A 13,025-nucleotide genomic window follows, 5' to 3' on the forward strand; every position below is an offset into this window, starting at 1 on the left:
AACAACTAATAACTAAATATAAATGGCTTCAAACAAAAAATACTGGAAAAGTGTTGAGGAACTAAAAGATAGTTCTATTGTTGAAACGTTAAGTAAAAACGAGTTTGTACAAGATATTTCTACAGATGCGTTTTTAGGGGATAAAGAAACGTTAGAAAATTCTTCTACCTCACGTAGAGATTTCTTAAAATATGTAGGTTTTACTACAGCTGCAGCTTCATTAGCAGCTTGTGAAGGTCCTGTGATTAAGTCGATTCCTTATGTTGTAAAACCAGATGATATTATCGCTGGTGTTGCAGATTGGTATGCGACCTCTATGGCTGATGGATACGATTTTGCGAATGTGTTAGTAAAAACACGCGAGGGTCGTCCTATTCAAATAATGCCAAATAAAGATGCAAACGGAACAACAAGTGCGAGAGTGCAGGCTTCGATTTTATCCTTATATGACGAGAAATTACGTTTAAAAGAACCAACAAAAGCTGGAGAAGCAATTTCTTGGACTGATGTAGATAAGGAAATTGTTGCAAAATTAAACACTTTAAAAGAAGCAAATAAGCCTGTTGTTTTATTAACAGGATCTATGGCAAGTCCTTCTACATCTAAAATTGTAGAAGAATTTAGTGTGGTATATCCAAATGTGAAACACATTATTTATGATGCGGTTTCAGAATCTGGAGCAGCAGATGCAATGTTGGCGATGTATGGTAAGCGTACATTACCAAACTATCATTTACAAAACGCTAAAACTATTGTTTCTTTTGGTGCTGATTTTCTTGGAGATTTTCACGGAGGATTTGAAAAAGCATATGTTAACGGAAGAAAGCCAGAAACTGGTAACATGTCTTATCATGTGCAGTTCGAAAGCAATATGTCTTTAACAGGCGCAAATTCTGATAAAAGAATAGTTGTTAAACCTTCGGAGCAAGTTTTTGCATTGTTAAATTTATATAATGCAGTTACCGGACTAAATATTTCATCTAAAGCAACTGCTGTAGATGGTGATATTAAAAAATTAGCATCAGAATTAAAAAAAGCTGGTTCTAAAGGAGTTGTTCTAACAGGATTAAATGATAAAAATGCACAGTTAATAGCGTTTGCAATCAACAAAGCAATTGGCAGTGAAATTATGGACACTGTAAATACACTAAATATCCGTCAAGGAAATGATGCAGAAGTTGCTCAATTTGTTGCCGACATGAAAGCAGGTAAAATTGCAGGATTAATTTCTTACAACACAGATCCTGTTTATACTTTATCAAATTCATCAGATTTTTCTGAAGGATTAAAAAAATTAGAGTTGTCAGTAGCATTATCAACAGAAAATAATGAAACGGTAAACGCTTCTAATTATGCATTACCAACACCACATTTTTTAGAATCTTGGGGAGATACTCAATTTGATTCTGTAACGTATGGTCTAGTGCAACCAACTATTCAGCCATTATTTAAAACACGTCAAGTACAAGAAACGTTATTAACTTGGTCTGGAAATACAACTCCATATTATGATTATCTAAAAGCTTTTGCTACTGCTACTATTTTAGGAGGGAGTTCTTGGAACACAGCTTTACATAATGGATTTTACAGTATGGGTGTTGCTGAAACTAATGCAGTTTCAGGAAATTTAGAATCAGTAGTATCAATTTCGGAAGTTGGGAATCAGTTATCAAGTTCTGCAAAAAAAGCTACAGGTTTTGAGTTGAATTTATATACAAAAACAGGTTTAGGAGACGGTAAACAAGCAAATAACCCTTGGTTACAAGAGTTTCCTGATCCAATTACAAGAGCTTCTTGGGATAATTACTTAACAATGTCTATGGCTGATGCCAGAGATTTAGGTTTTACTAATCCTGTAAAAGACAATGGTGCAATTGACGGAGATTATGCTAAGCTATCTGTTAACGGAAAAGAAGTTATTGTTCCTGTATTAATTCAACCAGGACAAGCTAAAGGCTCTGTAGGTTTGGCTTTAGGTTTTGGAAAAACTTTTGGTTTAAAAGAAGAAATGCAAGTGGGTGTTAATGCATATCCTTTATACAAAGGTGGTAATAATATTCAATACAATGTTACAATAGATAAAGTTGAAGGGACGCATCAATTTGCTTGTACTCAAGTACAAAAAACGATTGCAGGTCGTCATGATATTTTAAAAGTAGCATCTTTAAAAGATTATAATACTGTTGCGCCTAAAGACCATGATAATGGTTGGAACAAACCTGCTTATGTGTCTTACGACCATAAAGAAGTTGAGGCAAAAACAATAGATTTATGGGATGAACACAATAGAGAATTGGGTCATCACTTTAATTTATCAATAGATTTAACATCTTGTACTGGTTGTGGTGCGTGTGTAGTTGCATGTCATGCAGAAAACAATGTGCCCGTTGTAGGTAAAAACGAAGTTAGAGTTGGTAGAGATATGCACTGGTTGCGTATTGATAGATACTATTCTTCGCAAGTAGAGACGAGAGAAGATGCTAAAGAATTAGGCTTAGGTATCGCAGATACATATAAAGCTTTAGAAACTGAAGCAGAAAACCCTGAGGTTACCTTCCAGCCTATGATGTGTCAGCACTGTAATCATGCTCCTTGTGAGACTGTTTGTCCAGTTGCAGCAACAACTCACAGTAGACAAGGTCAAAATCACATGGCATACAACAGATGTGTTGGTACAAGATATTGTGCAAACAACTGTCCATATAGAGTTCGAAGATTCAACTGGTTTAATTATGCAAATAATAACGAGTTTGATTTCAACATGAATAACGAATATGGAAAAATGGTTTTAAACCCAGATGTTGTAGTTCGTTCTAGGGGAGTTATGGAAAAATGTTCTATGTGTATTCAAATGACACAAGCAACAATTTTAAAAGCTAAAAAAGAAGGAAGACCAGTTGATACAGATGAGTTTGAAACTGCTTGTTCATCAGCATGTACAACAGGAGCTTTAGTTTTTGGAGATGTTAATAATAAAGAGGATAAAGTGACTGCATTAGCAGAAGATAAGAGAGCTTACAACGTTTTAGATTACTTACAGACGAAACCGAATGTAATCTATCAAGTGAAAGTTAAGAATACAAACCAAGCGTAATTAAAATTTAAGATATAAAAATATGTCTCATTACGAAGCACCCATAAGGGAACCTTTAGTACTAGGTGATAAAAGTTATCACGATATTACCGAAGACATTGCAAAACCTATAGAAGGTGCTGCAAACAAAAACTGGTACATCGCATTTTATATTTCCTTAGCAGCAATGCTTTGGGGATTTGGTTGTATCTTTTACACAGTAGGAACTGGTATTGGAGTCTGGGGATTAAACAAGAACATAGGTTGGGCTTGGGATATCACAAACTTTGTTTGGTGGGTTGGTATTGGTCACGCAGGAACATTAATTTCTGCAGTACTTTTATTATTCCGTCAAAAATGGAGAATGGCAATTAACCGTTCTGCAGAAGCAATGACAATTTTTGCCGTTTTTCAAGCAGGATTGTTTCCCATCATTCACATGGGTCGTCCATGGAATGCATATTGGGTATTGCCAATTCCGAATCAATTTGGATCGTTGTGGGTAAACTTTAACTCTCCATTGTTATGGGATGTTTTTGCAATCTCAACGTATTTGTCTGTATCATTAGTTTTCTGGTGGACAGGTTTATTACCAGATTTTGCAATGATTAGAGATAGAGCTGTGAAGCCTTTTCAAAAGAAAATATATTCTTTGTTATCTTTCGGATGGTCTGGTAGAGCTAAAGATTGGCAACGTTTTGAAGAAGTTTCTTTGGTATTAGCAGGTTTAGCAACGCCTTTGGTGCTTTCTGTACATACAATTGTATCTATGGATTTTGCTACTTCTATCAATCCAGGTTGGCACTCAACAATTTTCCCTCCATATTTCGTTGCTGGGGCTATCTTTTCAGGATTTGCGATGGTACAAACGCTGTTAGGTATTATGAGGAAAGTTACAAATCTAGAAGACTATATCACACGTATGCATATTGAATATATGAATATTGTAATTATCTTAACTGGTGGAATCGTAGCTGTAGCCTATGCAACTGAATTTTTTATTGCATGGTATACTGGATCACCTTACGAAAATTACACATATTTATCAGTAGGTGCTGCAACAGGACCTTATGCATGGGCATTTTGGTCATTGATTACATTCAATATAATAACACCACAATTGTTATGGTTCAAAAAAATTAGAAGAAGTTTTATTTGGACATTCATTATATCTATTGCGATAAACATCGGTATGTGGTTTGAACGTTTTGATATTATTGCAATTGTATTAAGTAAAGGTCATTTACCCTCAACTTGGTGGCGTTTTGAACCTACTTTTGTAGATGTTGGTATCTTTATAGGTACAATAGGATTCTTTTTTGTGTTATTCTTATTATACGCAAGAACATTCCCCGTTATCGCGCAAGCGGAAGTAAAAACGATATTAAAATCTTCTGGTGAGTTTTACAAGAAGAGAAGCGAACAAGGTATACCTACTAAACCTGCTATTAATGTAGCAAGTGCTGAAGGTACATCTGATAAAAATAATAAAGAATAATTATGGAATCATCAAAAGTTATTCATGCGTTTTATACTGATGACGAAGTTCTAATGGACGCAGTAAAAGCTGTGAAAGCAGAACATCATCATATAGAAGAAGTATTTTGCCCTTTTCCAGTTCATGGTCTAGACAAGGCAATGGGATTAGCACCAACTAGATTAGCAATTACTGCTTTTTTCTACGGAATTACAGGTTTATCATTTGCAATTTGGATGACAAATTACATGATGATTCAAGATTGGCCCCAAGATATTGGAGGTAAACCAAGTTTTTCATGGTTAGAAAATATGCCAGCATTCGTGCCAATTATGTTTGAATTAACAGTGTTTTTTGCAGCCCATTTAATGGTAATTACATTTTACATGAGAAGTAGAATTTGGCCTTTTAAAGAAGCAGAAAATCCAGATCCAAGAACTACAGATGATCATTTTTTAATGGAAATACCTGTACATAATAATGAGGCTGAATTAACAGCTTTATTATCAAAAACAGGAGCTGTAGAAATTAATATAGTAGACAAGCACTAATATATAGATGATGAAAAATGTTAAATTAATTATCGCCTTAGTTGTTTTTGCAAGTTTTATTTCTTGTAGCAACAAAAGAACACCACAATTGCAATACATGCCAGACATGTATATATCTGTGCCTTATGACACAGACGGCGAGAACGGATTAAGGGGAAATCCAGTTAATTCTAGGCCGGTTGCAGGTTCTATTCCAAGAGGAGGTCATCCTGCTTACGACATACCTGATACAAATGAAGGATATGAAAAGGCAAAAACTGAGTTAAAGAATCCTTATGAGGTTTCTGAAGTAAATTTAGAAAACGGAAAAGCAATGTATACTATTTACTGTATATCTTGTCATGGAGTTAAAGGAGATGGAAATGGTTATTTATCTGAAGCAGAGAAATTTGTTGGGATTCCTAACTATAAAGATAGAGATATTACAGATGGAAGTATTTATCATGTTTTAATGCATGGTAAAAATTTAATGGGTTCTCACTCATCTCAATTAACATATAAAGAACGCTGGCAAATTGTACAATACGTAGAAGTATTGCGCGCAGATTTGTTAAAATAAATTACAAAAAGATAGAATACGAAAGATATGTATCAATTCTCAGGTAAATTAAAAACATTCTCAATTGCCCTAATCTTATTAGGAGCACTAGGGATTGCATTCAGTTTTTATACTGCACCAAAATCAATTGAAGACGCTAAAGAAATTATGGCGCAACAAACTTCACATGATGGTGGTCATGCAATTTCTCATGAAGAAGTTAAAGAAGAAAAACATGCAACCGAAGTTAAGGGGGATTCCCTTGCTCATGGTGAAATTGAAAATCATGGTGAAGAAGTTCATCATGAAGCAACTAAAGATGCTCATGCTGCTTCAGAAGTTCATGGTGAAAACCATGATGATGAACATGCAGAACATGTGTATCATCAGTTAAAAAACAAACCTTGGTCTGCATTATATGTATCCTTGTTTTTCTTTTTAGGTATCTCTTTATTGGTTCTAGTATTTTATGCATCACAAAGAGTTGCTCAATCTGCATGGTCCGTTGTTCTTTTTAGAGTAATGGAAGCGATATCTGCTAATTTAGTACCAACGTCAATTATTATGTTGTTAGTTATATTATCAGCTTCAGTATTGCATATTAATCATATGTTTCCTTGGATGGCAGAAGGTGTTTTCGATCCCTCAAGTCCAAATTATGATCCTATTATTGATGGTAAATCATGGTGGATGAATACTCCAGGATGGACTATTAGAAGTATTGTGTATTTAGCAGTTTGGAATGCCTACCGATGGTTTATCCGCAGAAATTCTATTAAGGAAGATACTGCAAATGATGGACTTAAAACCTATAAATTAAATTATAACGTATCTGTTGGATTTATTTTCTTATTTATGATTACAGAATCTATGATGTCATGGGACTGGATTATGGGATTAGATCCTCACTGGTTCTCTACATTATTTGGGTGGTATGTTTTAGCAAGTTTATTGGTAAGTGCTTTAACAGTAATTGCATTTGTAACAATTTACTTGCGCTCTAAAGGTGCATTACCAGGTGTTAATGATAGTCATATTCATGATTTAGCAAAATTCATGTTTGGTTTTTCAATATTTTGGACATATTTATGGTTTTCTCAATTTATGTTAATTTGGTATGCAGATATCCCAGAGGAAACCACGTATTTCGTAATGAGATTTAACGAATACAAATTACCATTTTTAGCAATGGTTGTTATGAATTTTGCTTTTCCAATATTACTATTATTAAATAGTGATTTTAAGAGCATTCCTTGGTTTATCGTAATAGGGGGAATCGTTATTTTAGGAGGTCATTATATAGATGTTTTTATAATGGTTATGCCAGCTACAGTTGGTTCTCAGTGGTCTTTTGGTATTGCAGAAATTAGTGCATTACTATTCTTTTTAGGTATTTTTATTTATACAGTTTTTAGCGCATTCGCTAAAGCGAATCCAATACCAAAAGGGAATCCTTTCTTAAAAGAAAGTGAACATTTTCACTATTACAACATTGAACATAGAGGTGAAGGATCAGCAGATCACCATTAATAAACAAAGAAATTAAACAAATAAAGAAAAGATAAATATGTTAGCTCTATTTTATATTTTTATAGGTGTTGCAATAGGTGTAAGTTTTTGGCAGATTACTAGAATCATGAATTTTAGAGGTGTCATTGCTACAGATGAAGATAACACAAAACAAGGTAGAAATGCACTGTTATTCATGGCATTTTTATATGCAATGATGATTTACTGTTTAATCTACATGAACGTTATAATGTTGCCTGAATCTGCTTCAATTGAAGGGGAGCATGATGACAACTTATTTAATATTACTTTTATACTAATAGGTGTAGTTCAATTCGCAATGCAATTTTTAATATTCTATTTTACTTATAAGTATAAGGGTAATAAAGACAGAAAAGCAAAATTTTATGCAGATAGTCACAAGTTAGAATTAATTTGGACTGTTACACCAGCAATTGTTTTAGTAGTATTAATAGGTTACGGGTTATGGCAGTGGAACAATATTATGGATTTATCTGATGACGATGCCATTGTAATAGAAGTTTATTCTCAACAATTTAGATGGGAAGCTCGTTATGCAGGTGAAGATAATACCCTCGGACGTGGAAATGTTAATTTTATTCAGGGAATCAATACTATGGGTGTTGATATGAATGATAAAAATGCACAAGACGACAAACAAGTTACAGAGTTGTATTTGCCTAAAGGGAAAAAGATACATTTCAAATTCCGTTCTCAAGATGTGCTTCATTCTGCTTACATGCCTCACTTTAGAGCTCAAATGAATTGTGTTCCAGGTATGGTTACAGAGTTTGGTTTTACGCCGAAGTTTACTACGGATGAAATGAGACAACAATCTGAAGTTGTAGCAAAAACAGCTGGAATTAATAAAATACGAAAGGCAAAAGGTGAAGATGTTTATCAGTTTGATTATCTTTTACTATGTAATAAAATATGTGGAGCTTCTCATTACAGCATGCAAATGAAAATTACGGTTGTAGAGCAAGATGAATATGACAAGTGGATTTCAGAACAACCAACCTTAGCAACAGTAATTCAATAATTTTAATTTAAAAGATACAATACAAATAATAAGATTATGTCAGAACATCATCATAAAGAAACGTTTGTAACAAAATATATTTTTACCCAAGATCATAAAATGATTTCTAAACAATTTCTGGTTACAGGAATGTTTATGGGGATTATTGCGGTATTTATGTCAATGTTATTCCGTTTACAATTAGCATGGCCAGATAAATCATTTACAATTATTGAAGCCTTTTTAGGGCCTCATCAAACTGATGGGATAATGAATCCTGATTTTTATCTTGCTTTAGTTACAATACACGGTACTATTATGGTATTCTTTGTATTAACAGCAGGTTTAAGTGGTACTTTTTCTAATCTACTAATTCCATTGCAAATTGGTGCCAGAGACATGGCTTCTGGTTTCTTAAATATGGTATCATATTGGTTATTCTTTGTATCAAGTGTAATAATGGTAATCTCTTTATTCGTAGAAGCTGGTCCAGCATCTGCAGGTTGGACAATTTATCCACCTTTAAGTGCATTACCGCAAGCTATTCCTGGTTCAGGCGCTGGTATGACACTATGGTTAGTTTCTATGGCTATTTTCGTAGCTTCTTCTTTAATTGGTGCTTTAAATTATATTGTAACTGTTTTTAATTTAAGAACTAAAGGAATGAAAATGACAAGATTGCCTTTAACTATTTGGGCATTCTTTATTACAGCAATTATTGGTGTAGTTTCTTTTCCAGTGCTATTATCTGCAGCTTTATTATTAATTTTTGATAGAAGCTTTGGAACTTCTTTTTATTTGTCAGATATATTTATTTCTGGTGAAGTATTGCATTATCAAGGAGGTTCGCCAGTTCTATTTGAACACTTATTTTGGTTTTTAGGTCACCCGGAAGTATATATTGTTTTGTTACCAGCACTAGGAATTACATCAGAAATTATATCAACAAATTCAAGAAAACCAATTTTTGGATATAGAGCAATGGTAATGTCTATCATGGCAATTGCTTTTCTATCTACAATTGTTTGGGGTCACCACATGTTTATTTCAGGTATGAATCCTTTCCTTGGATCTGTGTTTACTTTTACAACTCTATTAATTGCTATTCCATCAGCGGTAAAAGCATTTAATTATGTAACTACTCTATGGAAGGGTAACTTGCAATTAAACCCCGCAATGTTATTTTCTATCGGTTTAGTATCTACATTTGTAACAGGCGGTTTAACAGGTCTGGTTCTAGGAGATTCAGCTTTAGATATCGCAATTCACGATACGTATTTCGTAGTGGCGCATTTCCATTTAGTAATGGGTGTATCTGCAATATTTGGAATGTATGCAGGTATTTATCATTGGTTTCCCAAAATGTATGGTAGAATGATGAACAAAACATTAGGTTACTGGCACTTTTGGATTACCATAATTTGTGCTTATGGTGTCTTTTGGCCAATGCATTTTATTGGTTTAGCAGGTTTACCAAGAAGGTATTATTCAAACACTGCATTTCCAATGTTCGATGATTTAGCCGACATCAATAAAGTAATAACTATATTCGCTTTAGTAGGTGGTATTGCTCAAATTATATTTATTGCAAACTTTTTTATATCTATGTACAGAGGAGATAAAGCAACTCAGAACCCTTGGAAATCTAATACGTTAGAATGGACAACTCCAGTAGAGCATATTCATGGAAACTGGCCAGGTAAACTACCAGAAGTTCATAGATGGGCTTATGACTATAGTAAACGTGTAGATCCAAATGATGATGAAAGTGATTATTTACATGGTCAAGATTATGTATTACAAACAACACCTTTATTAGAAGGCGAAGAGCAATCTTAATAAAGTTTAAAATTTCATGAAAACCTTTCCAATTTGGAAAGGTTTTTTGTTCTGTAACAAAAGGTACATTTAACCTGTTTCAAAATCTCTTATATTTGTAGTTATGAACGAAAACTTAAATCCTGAAAATGATAACTTATCAAATGAAGATTTAGATGCAGAAAAAAAGTTGCGTCCACTTTCATTTGATGATTTTACAGGTCAAGATCAAGCATTAGATAATCTTAAAATATTTGTTGAAGCAGCCAATCAAAGAGGTGAAGCCTTAGATCATACATTATTTCATGGACCTCCTGGGTTAGGTAAAACAACTTTGGCTCATATTTTAGCAAACGAATTACAAGTTGGTATTAAAGTTACTTCAGGTCCTGTTTTAGATAAACCAGGAGATTTAGCTGGTTTACTTACAAACTTAGATGAACGTGATGTTTTATTTATTGATGAAATTCATAGATTAAGTCCTATTGTTGAAGAGTATTTATACTCAGCGATGGAGGATTATAAAATTGATATTATGATTGAATCTGGCCCAAATGCCAGAACAGTTCAAATCAATTTAGAACCATTTACTTTGATCGGGGCAACAACGCGTTCAGGGCTTCTGACAGCACCAATGCGCGCACGTTTTGGAATTAGCTGTAGATTACAGTATTATTCAACAGAATTACTAACAACTATTATACAGAGAAGTTCACATATTTTAGGAGTTCCTATTTCTATGGAAGCAGCTATTGAAATTGCTGGAAGAAGTAGAGGAACACCAAGAATTGCAAATGCCCTTTTGCGTAGAGTAAGAGATTTCGCACAAATAAAAGGGGATGGCACAATTAATATAGAAATTGCAAAATATGCTTTAAAAGCTCTAAATGTAGATGCGCATGGATTGGACGAAATGGATAATAAGATTTTAATGACAATTATAGATAAGTTTAAAGGAGGTCCAGTTGGTTTAAGCACTATTGCAACTGCTGTAAGTGAAAACACGGAAACTATTGAAGAAGTGTACGAGCCGTTTTTAATTCAGCAAGGATTTATTATGAGAACCCCAAGAGGTAGAGAAGTTACTGAATTAGCTTACAAACATTTAGGGAGAACAAAGCCAAGAAATCAAGGGGAATTGTTTTAAAAATATTTTTTAATAGTTATCCAATTACGAAAACTAAATAGCTAAAAATCAAAAGTAAACTTCTTTAAATAGATGAATATAAAAAAAATAATACCAATTTTAGAGTGGTTACCCAACTACAATAAATCCCTTTTTAAAGGTGATTTAGTTGCGGGATTAACTGTTGGTATTATTTTAATTCCGCAAGGTATTGCGTATGCATTAATTGCAGGTTTGCCGCCTATTTATGGTTTGTATTGTGCACTAGTTCCGCAAATTATGTACGCAATTTTTGGATCATCAAGACAGGTCGCTATTGGTCCTGTAGCGATGGATTCGTTAATAGTTGCAACAGGGGTTTCAACTTTAGCTTTAGCGGGCTCTAATAGTTATATTTCTATCGCCATACTATTAGGTTTAATGGTGGGAACCATACAGTTTATAATGGGTATTTTTAGTTTAGGTTTTATTGTAAATTTCCTTTCAAAGCCTGTTATTACTGGTTTTACATCCGCCGTAGCGTTAATTATTGGGTTTAATCAATTTCGAAATCTATTAGGTGTAGACTTTATTCAAAGCGATCAAATACAGTATATTTTAGAAGATATTTGGTTGCAAATTTCATCCTTTAACAGGCATACTTCAATAATAGGTTTGATATCCGTAGTGATAATTATTTTTTTTAGAAAAATCAATAAAAAAATACCAAACGCATTAATTGTTGTAATACTTGGTATATTAATAATGAAATATTTTGGCAAAAGTTTTTCTGATGTTTCTATTGTAAAAGAAATTCCGTCTGGTTTACCTGTTTTTGGTATTCCTGATTTCGATTTAGATCAAATTAGAGAATTACTGCCTATCGCATTAACTTTAGTAATGGTTGGTTATTTAGAAACGATTTCTATAGGGAAGTCTTTAGAAGCAAAACAAGACGAATACAGAATTAGACCAAACCAAGAATTAATTGCTTTAGGTTTAAGTAATATGGTAGGTTCTTTATTTAAGGCTTATCCATCAGCATCAAGTTTTTCACGCTCTGCAATTAACCACGAAAGTGGGGCAAAAACAGGCATGGCCGCATTAATTTCTGTGTTAATGGTTGTAATTACACTATTATTTTTAACACCCTTATTTTATCACTTACCAAAAACAGTTTTAGCTGCAATTATTATCGTTGCTGTTTTTGGATTGATAAACTTTAAAGAGGCTGCTTTTTTATGGAAAGCCAATAATTTAGACTTTTGGTTGATGTTATCCACTTTTTTAGCAACGCTCTTGTTAGGCATTGAATACGGAATTACCGTTGGTGTAGGTTTGTCTTTAATTGTTTTGATTTTTAGAACGTCAAGACCCTACGTTACCGAGTTAGGTAAAGTTCCAAACTCAAATTTTTATAGAAACAAAAATCGTTTCGAAGAAGTAATCATAGAAGAAGATATTTTAATTTTTAGATTTGATGCTCAAATTTTTTATGCAAATTCTGGCTATTTTAGAGATAATTTAGACGAAATGGCACATAAAAAAGGGAAGGCATTAAAATTGATAGTTCTAGATGCAGAGAGTATAAATAGGGTAGACAGCACTGGGGTAGAAATGTTAAAAGAACGCATTAAATATTATCAGAAAAAAAATATCGTTTTTTACTTTGCAGGAGTTAAAGGGCCTGTAAGAGATGACTTTTTTAGAAGCGGAATTTTACAAATCATAGATATCAATCACTTTTTTATGAGAGCAAACGATGCCGTCAAATATTATAAAACTGGTGATAGAAAACACCAAGAAAAGTATGCGAAATACATACATCAAGCATACAAATAATTAGTAATAGAACTGATACATATCAGTTAAAAAGTAAAGTTTCAAATATAACTTTGAACGTCAATTATAA

At 33.3% G+C, this 13,025-nt stretch carries 9 protein-coding genes; all 9 read left to right on the plus strand.

The features are described 5' to 3' along the window. Window positions 1-22 precede the first annotated feature (22 nt). The 9 genes from BTO16_RS14475 to BTO16_RS14515 all read left to right on the plus strand — a co-directional run bounded on the left by BTO16_RS14475 (window position 23) and on the right by BTO16_RS14515 (window position 12,955). On the plus strand, window positions 23-3,094 hold the full coding sequence (locus BTO16_RS14475) for a TAT-variant-translocated molybdopterin oxidoreductase (RefSeq protein WP_105022368.1): 3,072 nt from the start codon (window positions 23-25) through the stop codon (window positions 3,092-3,094). Between the two features lie 22 nt (window positions 3,095-3,116). Beyond that, window positions 3,117-4,571 (plus strand): NrfD/PsrC family molybdoenzyme membrane anchor subunit, encoded by a 1,455-nt coding sequence (nrfD, locus tag BTO16_RS14480; RefSeq protein ID WP_105022369.1) that lies wholly within the window; start codon window positions 3,117-3,119, stop codon window positions 4,569-4,571. 2 nt (window positions 4,572-4,573) lie between these two features. Then, window positions 4,574-5,101: a DUF3341 domain-containing protein gene (locus tag BTO16_RS14485; protein ID WP_105022370.1), complete on the plus strand. Its 528-nt coding sequence runs from the start codon at window positions 4,574-4,576 to the stop codon at window positions 5,099-5,101. A 10-nt stretch (window positions 5,102-5,111) separates the two neighbouring features. After that, window positions 5,112-5,660 carry a c-type cytochrome gene (locus BTO16_RS14490; protein WP_211298240.1) on the plus strand — a complete coding sequence of 183 codons (549 nt, stop codon included), beginning with the start codon at window positions 5,112-5,114 and terminating at the stop codon, window positions 5,658-5,660. A gap of 27 nt (window positions 5,661-5,687) precedes the next feature. Further along, the gene (locus tag BTO16_RS14495; RefSeq protein ID WP_105022371.1) at window positions 5,688-7,169 is read left to right on the plus strand and encodes an FKBP-type peptidyl-prolyl cis-trans isomerase; all 1,482 of its coding nucleotides are present in this window, start codon (window positions 5,688-5,690) and stop codon (window positions 7,167-7,169) included. A 37-nt stretch (window positions 7,170-7,206) separates the two neighbouring features. Beyond that, window positions 7,207-8,211, plus strand: coding sequence for a cytochrome c oxidase subunit II (locus tag BTO16_RS14500; protein ID WP_105022372.1), 1,005 nt, complete (start codon window positions 7,207-7,209; stop codon window positions 8,209-8,211). A 36-nt stretch (window positions 8,212-8,247) separates the two neighbouring features. Continuing rightward, window positions 8,248-10,029 (plus strand): cytochrome c oxidase subunit I, encoded by a 1,782-nt coding sequence (locus BTO16_RS14505; RefSeq protein WP_105022373.1) that lies wholly within the window; start codon window positions 8,248-8,250, stop codon window positions 10,027-10,029. Between the two features lie 103 nt (window positions 10,030-10,132). Beyond that, window positions 10,133-11,155, plus strand: coding sequence for a Holliday junction branch migration DNA helicase RuvB (ruvB, locus tag BTO16_RS14510; RefSeq protein ID WP_105022374.1), 1,023 nt, complete (start codon window positions 10,133-10,135; stop codon window positions 11,153-11,155). Window positions 11,156-11,227: 72 nt separating this feature from the next. Next, entirely contained in the window at window positions 11,228-12,955 is a 1,728-nt protein-coding gene (locus BTO16_RS14515) for a SulP family inorganic anion transporter (protein ID WP_105022375.1), read from the plus strand. Window positions 12,956-13,025: the final 70 nt, after the last annotated feature.

The sequence above is a fragment of the Polaribacter glomeratus genome, from assembly GCF_002954665.1.
Classification (GTDB): domain Bacteria; phylum Bacteroidota; class Bacteroidia; order Flavobacteriales; family Flavobacteriaceae; genus Polaribacter; species Polaribacter glomeratus.

Bases quoted from the DNA above. Each gene is read 5' to 3' on its own strand.
- BTO16_RS14475 (WP_105022368.1), top strand. From the start codon at position 23: ATGGCTTCAAACAAAAAATACTGGAAAAGTGTTGAGGAACTAAAAGAT.
- nrfD (WP_105022369.1), top strand. From the start codon at position 3,117: ATGTCTCATTACGAAGCACCCATAAGGGAACCTTTAGTACTAGGTGAT.
- BTO16_RS14485 (WP_105022370.1), top strand. From the start codon at position 4,574: ATGGAATCATCAAAAGTTATTCATGCGTTTTATACTGATGACGAAGTT.
- BTO16_RS14490 (WP_211298240.1), top strand. From the start codon at position 5,112: ATGAAAAATGTTAAATTAATTATCGCCTTAGTTGTTTTTGCAAGTTTT.
- BTO16_RS14495 (WP_105022371.1), top strand. From the start codon at position 5,688: ATGTATCAATTCTCAGGTAAATTAAAAACATTCTCAATTGCCCTAATC.
- BTO16_RS14500 (WP_105022372.1), top strand. From the start codon at position 7,207: ATGTTAGCTCTATTTTATATTTTTATAGGTGTTGCAATAGGTGTAAGT.
- BTO16_RS14505 (WP_105022373.1), top strand. From the start codon at position 8,248: ATGTCAGAACATCATCATAAAGAAACGTTTGTAACAAAATATATTTTT.
- ruvB (WP_105022374.1), top strand. From the start codon at position 10,133: ATGAACGAAAACTTAAATCCTGAAAATGATAACTTATCAAATGAAGAT.
- BTO16_RS14515 (WP_105022375.1), top strand. From the start codon at position 11,228: ATGAATATAAAAAAAATAATACCAATTTTAGAGTGGTTACCCAACTAC.